14 protein-coding genes are annotated in these 14622 nt (G+C 71.9%); 4 read left to right on the plus strand and 10 right to left on the minus strand.

All coding sequences use genetic code 11. From position 1 onward, the window contains the following. Nucleotides 1-109 precede the first annotated feature (109 nt). From ACNQOV_RS07865 to ACNQOV_RS07890, 6 genes are all read right to left on the minus strand, one after another. Nucleotides 110-454 (minus strand): hypothetical protein, encoded by a 345-nt coding sequence (locus ACNQOV_RS07865; RefSeq protein WP_022905218.1) that lies wholly within the window; start codon nt 452-454, stop codon nt 110-112. A 135-nt stretch (nt 455-589) separates the two neighbouring features. Next, nucleotides 590-919, minus strand: a complete 330-nt coding sequence (locus ACNQOV_RS07870; RefSeq protein ID WP_022905219.1) for a hypothetical protein — start codon at nt 917-919, stop codon at nt 590-592. 340 nt (nt 920-1259) lie between these two features. Beyond that, the gene (locus ACNQOV_RS07875) at nt 1260-1817 is read right to left on the minus strand and encodes a low molecular weight phosphatase family protein (RefSeq protein ID WP_416394052.1); all 558 of its coding nucleotides are present in this window, start codon (nt 1815-1817) and stop codon (nt 1260-1262) included. Nucleotides 1818-1819: 2 nt separating this feature from the next. Further along, complete coding sequence (locus ACNQOV_RS07880) at nt 1820-3112, minus strand: adenylosuccinate synthase (RefSeq protein ID WP_402265168.1); 1293 nt, start codon at nt 3110-3112, stop codon at nt 1820-1822. 195 nt (nt 3113-3307) lie between these two features. Then, a complete protein-coding gene (locus ACNQOV_RS07885) occupies nt 3308-3478 on the minus strand; it encodes a hypothetical protein (RefSeq protein WP_022906203.1) in 171 nt (56 codons plus the stop codon). 107 nt (nt 3479-3585) lie between these two features. Further along, a complete protein-coding gene (locus ACNQOV_RS07890) occupies nt 3586-7263 on the minus strand; it encodes a S8 family serine peptidase (RefSeq protein ID WP_416394053.1) in 3678 nt (1225 codons plus the stop codon). 161 nt (nt 7264-7424) lie between these two features. On the opposite strand from ACNQOV_RS07890, the gene ACNQOV_RS07895 reads away from it, so the two are divergent. The 3 genes from ACNQOV_RS07895 to ACNQOV_RS07905 are packed head-to-tail and all read left to right on the plus strand — an operon-like array spanning nt 7425 to nt 10869. Further along, nucleotides 7425-8090: a TetR/AcrR family transcriptional regulator gene (locus ACNQOV_RS07895; RefSeq protein WP_049973454.1), complete on the plus strand. Its 666-nt coding sequence runs from the start codon at nt 7425-7427 to the stop codon at nt 8088-8090. Further along, nucleotides 8087-8803, plus strand: a complete 717-nt coding sequence (locus tag ACNQOV_RS07900; RefSeq protein WP_416394054.1) for a hypothetical protein — start codon at nt 8087-8089, stop codon at nt 8801-8803. Before ACNQOV_RS07895 ends, ACNQOV_RS07900 begins: the two co-directional genes overlap by 4 nt. Further along, on the plus strand, nt 8800-10869 hold the full coding sequence (locus ACNQOV_RS07905) for a YhgE/Pip family protein (RefSeq protein WP_416394055.1): 2070 nt from the start codon (nt 8800-8802) through the stop codon (nt 10867-10869). The genes ACNQOV_RS07900 and ACNQOV_RS07905 overlap by 4 nt, the downstream gene beginning before the upstream one ends. Nucleotides 10870-10945: 76 nt before the next feature. On the opposite strand, the gene ACNQOV_RS07910 is transcribed toward ACNQOV_RS07905, so the two are convergent. Genes ACNQOV_RS07910 through ACNQOV_RS07920 form a run of 3 tightly spaced genes read right to left on the minus strand, consistent with a single transcriptional unit; the run spans nt 10946 to nt 12649 of the window. Further along, on the minus strand, nt 10946-11569 hold the full coding sequence (locus ACNQOV_RS07910; RefSeq protein ID WP_416394056.1) for an NAD-dependent epimerase/dehydratase family protein: 624 nt from the start codon (nt 11567-11569) through the stop codon (nt 10946-10948). Then, nucleotides 11566-11742 carry an NAD-dependent epimerase/dehydratase family protein gene (locus ACNQOV_RS07915; RefSeq protein WP_416394057.1) on the minus strand — a complete coding sequence of 59 codons (177 nt, stop codon included), beginning with the start codon at nt 11740-11742 and terminating at the stop codon, nt 11566-11568. The genes ACNQOV_RS07910 and ACNQOV_RS07915 overlap by 4 nt, the downstream gene beginning before the upstream one ends. Before the next feature lie 10 nt (nt 11743-11752). Further along, a complete protein-coding gene (locus tag ACNQOV_RS07920) occupies nt 11753-12649 on the minus strand; it encodes a hypothetical protein (protein WP_416394058.1) in 897 nt (298 codons plus the stop codon). Nucleotides 12650-12886: 237 nt separating this feature from the next. On the opposite strand from ACNQOV_RS07920, the gene ACNQOV_RS07925 reads away from it, so the two are divergent. Further along, nucleotides 12887-13885 (plus strand): LacI family DNA-binding transcriptional regulator, encoded by a 999-nt coding sequence (locus ACNQOV_RS07925; RefSeq protein WP_416394059.1) that lies wholly within the window; start codon nt 12887-12889, stop codon nt 13883-13885. A gap of 125 nt (nt 13886-14010) precedes the next feature. Here the strand turns inward: ACNQOV_RS07925 and ACNQOV_RS07930 are convergent, their stop codons facing one another. Beyond that, on the minus strand, nt 14011-14601 hold the full coding sequence (locus ACNQOV_RS07930; protein WP_416394109.1) for a TrmH family RNA methyltransferase: 591 nt from the start codon (nt 14599-14601) through the stop codon (nt 14011-14013). Between the last annotated feature and the right edge of the window lie 21 nt (nt 14602-14622).

The following is a 14622-nucleotide window of genomic DNA, read 5'->3' on the forward strand; positions in this document are numbered from 1 at the left end:
CGTTCGTCGTCCGGCAGCCCGCCGGGCGGTCTCAGGCGTACCTGGCGGAATCGGGGGGGCCCCGGGGGGGGGGGGGGCCCCCCGCCCCCCCCGCCTCCTGTCAGGGTCGTCAGATGCTGTCGTGCCGCACGTCCGGCAGGAGGACGTGGAGCCGCTCGGCGAGCCGCTGCTGCGCTTCCTCGAGCGACCGGAAGTCGCCGACGTACTGTCCGAAGGTGTCGGACACGAAGTAGTGGGCACCCTGCCGGTCGACCGTTCCGCCGTAGTAGCCGCCGTAGTTGGCCGCCCAGAGGCCGGTGTCCGGGCGAGTCCAGAGGATCCGCGGGTGGACGGGCTGGTCGACCGCGGTGTCGACCACGATCTCGGCGTGGTCGTCCATGCCTGTGATCGCGACCATCGTGGCGGTGTCGACGGTCACCTCGAGGTGCTGGTGGTGGTCGACGGGCGTGCTCATGGTCGTGCTCCTTCGTGGTGCGTGCTGCTGTGGTGCGGCGTGCCGTGGTGCAGGTGCTGGTGGTGCTGTCTGGAACTGGTGGTGCGGGTGGTCCGGAGACCGGTGCTGGTCGTGCCCGCGGTCCCGAGCGTCGCGCTAGTCGACCGGGCGGATCACGGACGGCAGCATCACGTGCAGCTGGTCCGCGAGCTTCGCCTGGGCCTGCTCGAGCGATGCGAAGTCGCCCACGACGAGTCCGAAGGTGTCCGAGGCGACGTAACGGTCGTCGCGCTTGTCCACCGAGCCGCCGAAGTACCCGCCGTAGTTGGCGACCCACTCTCCGTCGTCCTCCTGCGTCCAGGTGAGCTTGGCGCGGGCCGGGCGGGCGTGCGTCTCTGCCTGGGCCTCGAGGATCGCGATCGTGTCGACCGTCTCGGTGTCGAGCGTGACCTCGGCTCGGGTGTCGGTGCTGACGGTGGTGCTCATGTCGCTCTCCTTCGCGATCCGGGGTACATCTCCTGACACGAGAACGCTACGAGAACGACCCCTCCACCCGCCAGCGATGCCCGTCGATTCACGGGTTCCGCCAATGCACCCCTTCGGAGAAGCCCGGGTTTCCGGGGGCATGCGTCGCACATCCGGGGTACAGGGGACCGATCGGGGTACTCGTTCTCCGGCCATTCCGCCGGCGGGGCCGCGGGCGCCGGGGCCGGGGGCGGTGCTGACGTTTCGCGCCCAGCGACAGCTCACGGGCGCGCGACCGCGTGAAGTGTCGCCCAGCGCGTGAAGTCGACCACGCACCCGGGCCGCAACGGGAGCCCGCGCCTCAGCGCACGGCGCGCAGCGCGTCCGCGATCACCGACAGCGCCCCGGCGATCTCGTCGGCCACGCGCTCGTGCGTCGCCGTCGAGCGTCGGTACGGATCGTCGACGTCGTCGTCGGCCGGGTCCGCGGGCGGCGCCACGGTCCCCCGGAGTCGGGCGACGAGTTCGACGAGCGCCGCGGGCGAGGACACCCCGGCGAGGTCGGCCGGAGCGAGGCCGTCGAGCACCCGGGCGAACTGCGTGATGGTGAAGGCACGCTTCGCCGCCCGGGGTGCGAGGGACACCACGGCGGACCGGTGGGCACGCTCCGCGGTCAGCACGAGGTCGGCCGAGCCCGCGATCGCCTCGGTGAGGTACCGGGCCCGGTGGTCACCGGGCACACCACCGAGCCGCTCGGACTGCGCAGCGGCGGCGGGGTCCATCGGTGCGCCGTCCTGGGCGATGGTGCCGGCAGACTCGACCTCGAACGCGGGTGCGTCCGGGCCGAGTCGCGCCGTGAGGACCTGTGCGCCGAGCGGCGAACGACAGATGTTGCCGCTGCAGACGAACAGGACCCGCATGCTCAGGAGGCGCCGAGCAGGTCGTGCCGCACGACGATCGCGTCACGCCCGGGGCCGACGCCGATCGCGGAGATCCGCGCGCCCGACATCGCCTCGACGGCGAGCACGTAGTCCTGCGCGTTCTTCGGGAGGTCCTCGAACGTGCGGGCACCCGTGATGTCCTCGGTCCAGCCGGGGAACTCCTCGTAGACGGGCTTGGCGTGGTGGAAGTCCGACTGGTTCACGGGGACCTCGTCCACGCGGACGCCGTCGACCTCGTAGGCGACGCAGACCGGGATCGTCGACAGCCCGGTGAGGACGTCGAGCTTGGTCAGCACGAAGTCCGTCACGCCGTTGACGCGCGCCGTGTACCGGGCGATCGGGGCGTCGTACCAGCCACAGCGACGCGGACGACCGGTGGTCGTGCCGAACTCGAAGCCGTTCGCCCGCAGGAACTCCCCGGACTCGTCGAACAGCTCGGTCGGGAACGGGCCGGCGCCGACGCGGGTCGTGTACGCCTTGACGATGCCGATGATCCGCTCGAGCTTGCCCGGGCCGATGCCGGAGCCGGTCGCCGCGCCACCCGCCGTCGCCGACGAGGACGTCACGAACGGGTAGGTGCCGTGGTCGACGTCGAGCATGGTGGCCTGACCGGCCTCGAACAGGACGGTCTCGCCGCGCTCGAGTGCGCGGTGGATCTCGAGCCCGGTGTCGGCGACCATCGGGCGCAGGCGGTCGGCGAAGGACAGCAGCGACTCGACGACCTCGTCGGCGTCGATGGCGCGACGGTTGAAGACCTTGACGAGCAGGTGGTTCTTCTGGTCGAGGGCCGCTTCGACCTTCTGCCGCAGGATGTTCTCGTCGAAGATGTCCTGGATGCGGATGCCGACGCGGTTGATCTTGTCGGCGTAGGTCGGGCCGATGCCGCGCCCGGTGGTGCCGATCTGCCGCTTGCCGAGGAACCGCTCGGTCACCTTGTCGATCGTGCGGTGGTAGTGCGTGATGACGTGGGCGTTCGCCGACACGAGGAGCTTCGAGGTGTCGACGCCGCGGGCCTTCAGCGCGTCGAGCTCCTGGAACAGGACCTCGAGGTCGACGACCACGCCGTTGCCGATGATCGGGGTGACGCCGGGCGTGAGGATGCCGGAGGGCAGCAGGTGCAGGGCGTACTTCTCGCCCCCGACGACGACCGTGTGCCCGGCGTTGTTGCCGCCGTTGAACTTGACGACGTAGTCGATGCGGGACCCGAGGAGGTCGGTGGCCTTCCCCTTGCCCTCGTCGCCCCACTGGGCTCCGATGATCACTGCAGCGGGCATCTGGTTCTCCTCACGTTGGCGGAGGACCTCACACGACCAGTCGGGCCGGTGGTCCACCCGAGTCTATCGGACGGCCACCGGCACGCTACCTGCCGGTCAGGTGCCGGCCCGGCGGACGGTCCCCCGGACGGACTGGAGGCGCGGTGCCAGCCGGCACCGCGCCTCCAGTCCCGCGATCGGGTCGCGATCCGGCGATCAGCTGCGGAAGAAGTCCTGGTAGGACGGGTCGCCCACCGGGGCCGCGTGACCCGGCTCGGCGAGGCGTTGCTCGATCATGGACTGGATGACGTCCGGCGGGGTGAGCCCACGGCGACGCCACTCCATCGGGTTGGCCCGGAGCTGCTTCAGGGTGGTCTGCGTCTGCATGCGGCAAGCCTCGCACTCGATAGGTAGTTTGTCTAACTACATGTCCTCTTGACGCACTGCGGGCCCCGTCACGAACGATGTGACGGGGCCCGCAGTGGTGGTGTGCGCTAGCGGCGTGCGACCTTGGCGGTCTGCTTCGACGTCGCCGTGCCGTCCTGGTAGCCCTTCGCCTTCGCGACGACCTTGACCGAGAACCGGTGACCGGCGTCGGACGTGCCGAGCTTGTACGACGAGCTCGTCGCGCCCTTCACGGCCTTGCCGTCACGGAGCCACTGGTACGAGTACGTCACGCCCGAGCCGTTCCACTTGCCGTGGTTCGCCTTGAGCTTCGACCCGACCTTCGGCGTGCCGCTCACCGACACCCCGCTGCCCTTGACGAGCGTGAGGGTCGGTGCGACCCAGGTCGCCGCGGCGCTCTGGGCCTGGCTGCCGACCGCGTTGCCGAGGTGCAGCAGCAGGATCCGAGCACTCGCGACCCCGGAGCCGCGGGTGACCTGGAGCGCGCCCTTGTCGGCGAACAGCGTGCCGCCCTGGCCACCCTGCGCGAACGTGAGCGTCGGCTTGGCGAGGTTGAACTTCGCCGTCGAGGTCACGTCGACCACCGAGGACCCGCTGGTGGCCGCACCCGGCGCGTACGCCGACTCGGTCTCCACCCGGTACGAGATGGTCTTGCCCGCGGCACCGATCGCCGAGGCCGTCACCGGCAGCACCTTGACGGCACTGTCGAACGTGTTGACGTCCTGGCCGGGAGCGCCGCCGTTCAGCGGGAAGGCGTCGACGACCGGGTCGATGTCCGGGTCGTCGGCAGCCTGGGCGGCCTTGGCGAGGTCGATCGTCGTGACGAGCGTCGCGTCGACCACGGACGACTTCGCGTCGTACACGAGGTAGTCGTCCTTGCCGTCGCCGTTCGTGTCGATGAACACCTCGACGTTGGTCACGGCGCCGGGGTTGGCGTCGGGACCGGCGGTCTGCACACCGAAGGCGAGGGTGTCCGACGCCTTGTCGTAGCTCACGCCGTAGGCACGGACGTCAGCGGCCTTGAGCGACTGCGACGCCGAACCGGCCGGGAACGACTCCACGGCGTCCGTCCCACCGAGCACGAACGGCGCGACCGCGGCGTGGTAGCCCGAGGTCAGGCCGCCCTGGTCGACCGTGCGGCCGCTCAGTGCGAGGTTCGCGGTCTTCTGCGGGCCGGTGAACGTCACGCCCGAGCCACGCACGGCACTGACCGGCTTCGGCGCGACGTACGTGCCGAGACGGAGCGGGTCGAGCGTCTTGTCGGTCGGGGTGAAGGTCACGAGACCGGTGGCGGCCGTGACGAACTCACGCTGGTAGCCCTGCTGCACCGACTCCTGGGTGGGGTCGATGACGCGACGGAGCTGCGTGGGGTCGGTGACGGTGAACGTCAGGTCCACGACGGCACCGCGACCGGGGCCGACGGTGACGCGCTTCGTGCTGAGCGAGAACGCGACGCCCGGCTGGGCCACCTGCGGCTGGTAGGCCACGTCGTAGGTGTGGGCCGACGAGTCGGTGTTCTGGATGAGGAGCGACCGGGTCTGGCTGGTCTTTCCGGCGACCTCGACGACACCGAACGAGGCGGTGACGAGCTGGCCGTTCTCGACGCTCTTCACGGTGGTGTCCGCGGTCACGGCCTGCAGGGCGTCGACGCGACCGGTGCCCTGGCGCAGCAGGGTCGCCGTGCGGGAGCCGTCCTTGACGTCGTGCGTGGCCGTGTTCATGAGCGCGGCCTTGACGTCCGGCGCCGACCAGGTCGGGTGCGACTCGAACGTCAGCGCGGCGATGCCCGCCACGTCCGGCGTCGCCATCGACGTGCCGCTCATCGACATGCGGTCGTCACCGGTGCCGTTGGCCGCCGAGATCACGTTGACCCCGGGGCCGGCGATGTCCGGCTTGACGATGTCACCGAACGAACCGTGGACACCGCGGCTGGTGAACGACGCGAGCGTGTTCACGGCCTCGGGGTCGGTGGCGAGCTCGAAGCCCTTGAGCTCGTCGGCGAACTTGACGTGCAGGGTCCCCGCCTTGGCCGAGGCCGCGAGGCTCGTCACGCTGTCCTTGGTCAGCTCGGCACCCGGGATGGTCGCGTTGCCCGCGATGCCCGAGCTGAAGGTGTTGATCGTGCCCGCGAGGAGCACGCCGACACCGCCGGCTGCCTGGACGTTGTTGAAGCGTGTCCCGGACCCGCACTCGAGCGCGGCGTCGGTCCACTTCAGCCAGACGACCTTGCCGGAGACGGCCGCGGCGTCCGCGCCCGTGAAGGGAGTGCAGCCGTCGACGTTCGTGGTCGGGACGACGACGTCGCCCTCGACCGGCAGCGTGCCCTGGAAGTTCTGGGAGTACTGCGCACGGTACGTCTTCGCGACCGCGGACGGGGCGGTCACCTGGACGCCGTCGTAGAGCGACTGGCCGGTGGCGCTGGCGGCGACCGTCAGGGCGCCCTCGGCGTTGCCGGGCGAGCCACCGATGTCGGTGAAGTCGTCGGCGTTGCCCGAGGCGATCACCGGCAGCACACCGCGGGCGGTGAGGGCGTCGATCTTGGCGTTGTCGGGGTCGTCCGGTGCACCGTAGTCGGAGCCGAGCGACAGGTTGAGGACGTTGATGTCCTTGCCCTCGGTCAGCGCCTGGCCGACCCAGTCGAGCGCGGCACCGGTGAGGTCGGTCGAGCCGCCGCCGTCGCCGAACACCTTGAGGGCGTAGAGGCCGGCCTCGGGCGCGGTGCCCGGACCGATCCACATGTCCTGCACCTGCTGCGTCGTGAGCTTGGTGTAGTCGCCGTCGAAGGTCTTCTTGTCGGCGTCGAGCCCGTAGCCGGCGATCGTGCCGGACACGTGCGTGCCGTGGTCGCCGCCCTTGCCGTCGATCGGGTTGTCGTCCGGTGCGGGGACCGGCTGGTAGGTGTCCGGGTCGCTCGGGTCCGCGTTGTAGGTCGGACCGGCGAAGTCGTAGCCGCCGAGGAACTTCTCGGGGTCGTAGGAGCCCGCCGCAGGTGCGCTCGTCGAGTCGAGCGCCGCCTGGTACGCGGCGGTGGTGCCGGGGCCGCCGAAGTCCGCCTGGGTGTAGTCGAGGCCGGTGTCGAGCACGGCGACGTTCACGCCCTTGCCGGTGTGCCCCGTCTGCTGCCAGGCGTTGAGCGCCCGCGTGTAGACGTCGCTCGCCGCGTTCTTCGGGCTGACGCCGTCGGCTCCCGGCTTCACGAGACTCGGGTCGACGCCGGACGGGGCCGCCGAGGCGTCCTTGTTCACCGTCGGCTCGACGACCTTCTTCGGCGTGAGCGGGATGATGCTCGCGACGTCGGAGCGCTCGGCGACCTTGCGGAGCGCCTCGACGTCGGCGACGACGGCGATGCCGGGCACGGTGTACTCGGTCGAGTAGAGCTCGGTGGCCTTCGCGTCGGACTGCTTGACGGCGGCGCGGACGGCGGCGACGGTCGAGCCGATCGCCTTGACGCGCTGCTTGGCGGCGGAGGACTGCGTCTTCGACCGTGTGAGGTCGCCGCCCTTCGCCTTCGCGTCGACCTCGAGGGCACCCTGGCCGGTCGTCCGCACGAACGCGGCGATCGTCTTCTGGGGCTTCGCGTCACGCAGCGGTGCCGCGATCTTCAGGTCGGCGGGCGAGAGGCCGGACGGGGCCGCGGACGCCGCCCCTCCGACGGCGAGCCCACCGCACGCGAGGGCCGCGGCGGCGATGCCGGCGGTCAGCACGCGTGCGATGCGATGCGGGTTCGGGTTCGGGTTCGGGTTGTCGTTCGGTGTTGCACGGTTCAAAAGGCGCACTCCTGGCTCCGTCCGTGTTCTTCATGGAATTGCTGTGAAGTTATGCGTTCGCTCTCAGGGTGCGCAGTCCGCACTTTGGGGGACTGCCCCCGAACGGGGGTGTCGGATCGAATAACTTGCACACACGTGTGCACGTTATTACGATGGTGCTCGTGACCACTCCCGACCAGTCCGTCCGCGCCCCCCGCCGGGACGCGACCGAGAACCGGGCCGCCCTGATCGAGGCGGCCAAGACCGCGCTGCAGGCCGATCCGGACGTCCCGCTCGAGACCATCGCGTCGGCCGCCGGACTCTCGCGACGTGCGGTCTACGGACACTTCCCGTCGCGGGACGACCTCGTGCGCGAGGTCGTCACGGCCGGGGCCGCGCGGGTCGCCGGCGCGATGCCCACCGCCGCCGACCTCGAGGCACTCCCCCCGGCCGCCCGGCTCGCCGCCATCGCGGTGACGCTCTGGTCCGAGGTGTCCCACGTCCGGTCGATGGCCCGGGTCGCAATCCGCAGCCCGTTCAGCGAGTCCGTGGCCGAGGTCTTCGCACCGCTGCGCGCCCAGGTCCGCGAGGCCTGTGCCCTCGGGATCGCCGACGGCACCATGCGCGACGACGTCGACCCGGCCACCCTCGGCCGGCTCGTCGAGGGCGCGTGCATCGCCGTGCTCGACGAGGCCACCCGCTCCGGCACCTCCGACGAGGACGGACGCCGCATGGTCGTCCTCTCCGCGCTCGGGATGGCGGGCATCGACTGGCGTACGGCGTCCCTGTCCGAGCCCGCCGCACCCGCGACCACCACGAAGGCCTCCCCAGAGAAGGACCGCGCATGACCCTCGAACTCGACCACGTCGGCATCGGCGAGGAGCCCGGTGCCGCACTGCCCGTCGTCTCCGCCGTCGCCGCACCCGGCCGTCCGGGCGTCGTCGCCGTCGAGACCGAACAGGCACCGGTGCTCGCCTCGCTCGTCGCCGGCGGTCGCATGCGTCCGGAGACCGGTCGGGTCCTGCTCGACGGGCACGACGACGACGCCGCGGTACGCCGCACCTTCGCCCTCGTCGACACCCCCGGCGTCGCCGAGCCCTTCCCCGTCCTGACCGTCAAACGCGTCGTACGCGAGGAGCTCGCCTTCGCCGGGCAGCGACCCTCCCGCGAACACGTCGACACGGTGCTCGACGAACTCGGGCTGCGGGAGCACGCCGACACCCCGGTGCAGCGCGTCCCCACCGACGTGCGGGTCCGACTGCTCGCCGAACTCGCCCTGCTGCGGGACGGCGTGACCGGGCTCGTGGTCACCTCGCCCGAGCGGCACGGCGGCGCCGTGGAGGGGTGGTTCGCGGTCGTGCGCGACGTCGCCCGCCGCGGTGTGACCGTCCTGCTCGTGACCTCCAAGGCCGCAGCCGCGAACGTCGAACACCTGCTCGACACGATCGAGCCGCTCGACACCACCCAGACCGAGGACCCCGAGGACGTGGCCCGACCCGACGGAGACGACCCGCGCCTCCAGTCCGAGACCGACCACCTGCCCACGGAGGCGACCGCGTGACCACCACCTCGCTCGTCCGCGCCGAACTGGCGCGACTCACCGCGACCCCGCTCGCACGACTCGCGTTCATCGCGCTCATGATCGTGCCGCTGCTGTACGGCGGCGCCTACCTCTGGGCGAACCGCGACCCGTACGCGAAGCTCGACCAGGTGCCGGCCGCCATCGTCGACCAGGACGCCGGCGCGACGCTCGACGGCGACCGGGTCGACTACGGCAAGGACGTCACGAAGGAGGCCATCGACGGCGCCGACTTCAAGTGGACGGAGACGACCGCGGCCGACGCGCGCTCCGGCGTCCGGAACGGCACGTACGACTTCGTCGTGACGATCCCGCACGACTTCTCGGAGTCGCTCGTCTCCGCACAGTCCGACGACCCGAAGCGTGCCGAGCTCGTGATGACGACGGCGGACACGAACTCGTACCTCGCCTCGACCATCGCGGAGCAGGCGGGCAAGACGATGCGCACAGCCGTCGCCGAGCGGGTCGGCAAGCAGGCGGCGAAGACCCTGCTCGTGGGCCTCGCCGACGTGCGCGACAGCCTGGGCGACGCCGTCGACGGCGCGGGGCAGCTCGCCTCGGGCGCGAAGTCCGCCGCGTCGGGCGCGGCCACGCTCGCGGACGGCACCGGCAAGCTCGCCTCGGGCGCGGCGACGCTCGCGGACGGCACCGCCGCGTTGCCGTCGCAGACCGCTGCGCTCGACCAGGGCGCCCAGCAGGTCGCCTCCGGAGCGGCGACGCTGTCGTCGGGCCTGCAGACGGCGAAGCAGCAGACCGCGTCGCTGCCCGCGCAGACCGCGCAGCTGAACGCGGGTGCGCAGCAGGTCGCGGCCGGCAACAAGGCGCTGGCCGACCAGACCGATCCGGCGCTCGACGCGCTGAACGGCCTCTCCCCCGACACCGTGACGGCGGCGATCACGAAGGCCGCCGCAGACCGTGGGGTGGAACTGACGCCGGAGGTGCAGGCGGTCATCACCTCCACTGTCGAGACGCAGCTCGGAGACGAGCAGACGAAGGCCGACCTGGCGAAGGCCAAGGCCGCGCTCGAGGGCGTCGATCAGCTGCGCGACGGGTCCGCCCAGGTCGCGGCCGGCACCGCCGCGCTCGCCGAGGCGGCACCGACCCTGGCGAACGGGGTCTCCTCGGCGGCGGACGGTGCGTCACGGTTGGCGTCGGGCTCGTCGCAGGTGGCGTCGGGCACCTCCCAGCTCGCGTCGGCGGCGCCCACGCTGTCGTCCGGCGCGGCGTCGCTCGCGTCCGGTGCTTCCTCGGCCGACGACGGCGCGAAGTCGCTGGCCTCCGGGCTCGTTTCACTGCGGGACGGCTCGTCCGAGCTCGCCTCGAAGCTCGACGAGGGCCGCACGAAGATCCCGGCCTCGAACGCCTCACAGCGCGAGGACCAGGCGTCGGTGATCTCGGACCCGGTCAAGGTCGGGGACGACAACGTCGCGGCGGCGGACAACTACGGGGCCGGTCTCGCGCCGTTCTTCATCTCCCTCGCAGCCTGGATCGGCATGTACGCGCTGTTCCTCATCCTCAAGCCGATCTCGAAGCGGGCGATCACCGCGGTGCGGAAGCCCCTCGCGGTGGTGTTCGGCGGGTGGCTGACGCCGGCGCTGCTCGGCCTCGTGCAGATGGTGGCGCTGTTCTGCATCGTCCGGTTCGCCCTCGACCTGAACGTCGTGCACGCCGGGGCGACGATCGGGGTCATGGTGCTGGCATCGGCCACGTTCGCGGCGATCATCATGGCGCTCAACGTGCTGCTCGGCTCCGTGGGGCAGTTCCTCGGCCTGGTGCTCATGCTCGTGCAGCTCGTGACCGCCGGCGGGACGTTCCCGTGGCAGACGCTGCCGGGGCCGTTGGCGGCGCTGCACTTCGCACTGCCGATGACGTACTCGGTCGACGCGATCCGGCAGACGATGTACGGCGGGGACCTCGGTGCGGCGTGGTCGGACGCGGGCGTGCTCGCGTGCTGGCTGCTCGGGGCGCTCCTGGTGTCGTTCGTCGTCACCGCACGGCAGACACGCTCGCGGACGCTGCGCGACCTGCGCCCGAGCCTGATCGGGTAGCGGGGCGCCGGGCGCCGCCGCGCCGCTTCATGAGCAGAAATGGTCGGGTGACCTCAGGGAACCCGACCATTGCTGCTCACGAAGTGCTCCGCCCGAGCGGCAGCCCGACCATGTCGCCACCGAGGTAGCGGAGGTCCTCGGCGGGCAGGGCAGCACGGGCGTCGGGGTCGAGCACGCCCGAGGCGTCGTCGACCGGGACGAAGCCGATCCGCTCCCCCGCGGTGAGGTCGGCCGGGGAGCCGGTGTTCCGGGACAGCGCCCACACGACGTGGTGCCCGGGGTCCCGGAGCGCGACCGTCGCCAGCACCAACCGCACCAGGTCGTCCGGCGAGCTCCACATCAGGAGCGCACGACCGGACGACGGCTGCTCGCCGAACGCCCCGATGCGCGCCGAGACGATCGACATCCCGAACCGATCGGCGAAGAGACTGCCGAGGAGTTCCATCCCGGCCTTCGTCACGCCGTAGTAGGTGTCCGGCCGGGGAAATCGGTCTCCGGGCACGCTCCCCGGTTCGTCGAGCGGCTCGGGCACTCGGCCGACGGCGTGGATCGAGCTCGCCTGGACCACCCGGAGGACCCCGGCCGCGGCCGCTCGCTCGAGCACGTTCTTCGTTCCGGTGAGGTTCGCCGCGACGAGGTCGTCCCACGCGGCCTCGGTCGGGATGCCCGCCAGGTGGACGACGGTGTCGACGCCGATCAATGCGTCGTCGAGGGCATCGGCGTCGACCCGGGCACGAAGCGCTCACCACCGGTCGGTGGGTCGTCCGGGGTGCGCTCGTCGAACAGCACGAGGTCGTGACCGGCCGCGAGGAGTCGCGGCCGGAGCGCAGCGCCGATGCGTCCGGCGGCCCCGGTGATGAGCAGCGTCGCCATTGCCCGGACGCTACCCCCGGCGCGTGAGCACCGACCGCAGGTGTCCGATGGCCTCGCCGAGGTACCGGGTGAGGTCCGAGCGCGACCACCGGATGACGACCCAGCCGAGGCGCTCGGCCTCACGGTAGCGCCGGAGGTCGCTGGCCCACTGCGCGGCATCCGTGCGGTGGTGGTCGCCCTCGTACTCGATCAGGACGCGGTGCCGCGGGTAGGCCATGTCGACCCGGCCGATGAAGGACCCTGCCTCGTCTCGGACCTCGACCTGCAGTTCCGGTTCGGGAAGGCCCGCGCGGACGATCGCGAGCCGTGCCCGCGTCTCCTGGGGCGAACCGGCACCGACCCGGACCAGCTCGATCGCCGTCCGCAGCTTCCGGACTCCTGCTCGGGCTCCGGCCCGGACGAGTGCGGTCCGGAGGTCGTCGATCGTCGTGCGACACCGTGGCTCGGTCACGATCGCGTCGCCGAGCACGATGAGCTCGTCGATCGTCAGCATCGCGCCGCAGTCGACCCACAGCGCTGCGGGAGTGCTCGCGGGCATGCCCCACCGCTCGACGACGTCCGCTCGGTCGGGCGTGATCCGGTGTCCGACCACACCCGTGCGACGCGGTTGGGCGGTCGGGATCGGACTCGTGACGTGCACCGGCGCGCCGTCGTCGACCGGGACGGGCAGCCCCCAGAGCACGGCGGCGGAGACGTGGCTGATGAACTGTCCGGGCAGCAGGACCGGCCGGAGGGCTCGGATCCGCTGGACGGCGTCGGGTGGGCGATCGCGGGGCCACCGGATCGACCGGGTGGGCCGGACGAGGTCGCTCCGACGGAGTCGCTGTCGGGAGACTCCTGCGCGGTCCGCGGCGTGCACGTCGAACGCGCGGTCGCGGAGCGCGGGCGGAAGCGGTCGTGGTCGCATGCGGTCATGCTCGCGACCCGCGCTCCCGCACCACCCCCGACCGGAAGCACTCGTGCAGAACTCGCACCGCGCCTCCCGTGTGGAGGAGTGACCACGCGCAGATCGTGAGCAGGAGATGTCGGGTCGGGACCACGCACCCGACCATTTGTGCTCACGAAGCGGCCCAGCGGCCCAGCGCCGCGCGCGCCGTGCGCCCGCCCCGCCCCGCTACCATCGACGGGAGAGCCACGGAGGTCGATGCAGATCATGGGAGCCGGCAAACCCGCGACCATCTACGACGTCGCCGCGCGCGCCGGGGTCTCGAAGTCCCTCGTCTCGCTCGTGCTGCAGCGCTCTCCCCGGGTGAGCCAGCAGCGCCGCGACGCCGTGCTGAAGGCGATCCAGGAACTCGACTACCGCCCCTCCACCGCGGCGGTCTCACTGGCCGGCACACGCTCGCGGACGATCGGCGTCGTGCTCGACGACTTCCGGAACCAGTGGTTCGTGGACCTGCTGACCGGCCTCCGCGAGTCGCTGCAGGACCAGGGCCACCGGCTCGTCGTTGCCGACCGCTTCCTCAACACCGGGCTCGACGCCTCGCCCGTCGAGGGCTTCCTGTCGATGCGCGTCGAGGGGCTCGTGATCGCCGGTGAGCCCGACACCGACCTGGCCGTCCCGGCCTCCACACCGCTCGTCATCGCCGGTGGACGCGTCGCGATCCCCCGTGCCGACACCGTCGCGAACGACGACCGCGCGGGCGGCGCGATGGCCGCGGAGCACCTGCTCGACCTCGGGCACGCTCGGCTCGGGTTCATCGGCGCCTCGTCGGCCGCGTCCGACGAACGGCGGATCGGCTTCGGGGCCGGGGTCGACGGCCGCGCCGAGGTCGCCACGGTCGTGCTCCCCGGCGAGCCCACCGAGGAGGCCGGTTCCCGCGCGGTCGCGCAGCTGCTCGACGCGCACCCCGACGTCACGGCGGTGTTCGCGGCGAACGACGTGATGGCCCTCGGTGCCCTGTCCGAGCTCGCCGAGCGCGGGCTGCGCGTCCCCGAGGACGTGTCGGTCATGGGCTACGACGACACCCCGCTCGCGGCGACGCGGTACGTCGGGTTGACCAGCATCGACGACCGCAGCGTCGAGATCGGGCGCGGCGCGGGCGAACGACTCCTCGCCCGGATCGCCGACCCGAGCACGGCGGCGACCGAGGTGCTCGTGGAGCCGCGGCTCGTCGCGCGGCGGACGACCGCGGCGCGCTGACGCGCAGGCGGACGGGAGGCGCGGCTCGTCCCCGCACCGCCGGACCCGCCACGCGGGCGGCGCGGTCCGGCGACACCCGCGGTCCGGCCCGGCGACGCCCGCGGTCCGGCCCGGCGACGCCGCCGTCAGGGGAGCTCGGCGTGCTGGACGACCCAGCTGTGCATGACGATCGCCGCGGCGGCCGAGGCGTTGATGCTCCGCGTCGACCCGAACTGCGCGATCTCGAGGTGTCCGTCCGCGCCGGCGACGGCCTCGTCGGTCAGCCCGGGGCCCTCCTGGCCGAACAGGAACACGCACCGCTCCGGGATCGGCGCCGTCTCGATGCGGGACGCCCCGGGGGTGTTGTCGATCGCGATCACCGGACGGCCCTCGGCGCGCATGGCCTCGAGGAAGGCAGCGACGTCGGGGTGGTACCGGACGTGCTGGTACCGGTCCGTCACCATCGCGCCGCGCTTGTTCCAGCGCCGACGCCCGACGATGTGCACGGTGCCCGCGAGGAAGGCGTTGGCGCTCCGCACGATCGACCCGATGTTGAGGTCGTGCTGCCAGTTCTCGATGGCGACGTCGAACGCGTGCCGGCGGGTGTCGAGGTCGGCGACGATCGCGTCCATCGACCAGTACCGGTAGCGGTCGACGACGTTGCGGGTGTCTCCGGTCGCGAGGAGCTCCGGGTCGAGCCGCGGGTCGTCCGGCCAGGGTTCCGGGTGCGGCCCCATCCCGTGCGTCGTCCGCTCGTG

Origin of the sequence: Curtobacterium sp. LFS084 (assembly GCF_047977705.1) — a bacterium.
In the GTDB taxonomy this organism is placed as follows: domain Bacteria; phylum Actinomycetota; class Actinomycetes; order Actinomycetales; family Microbacteriaceae; genus Curtobacterium.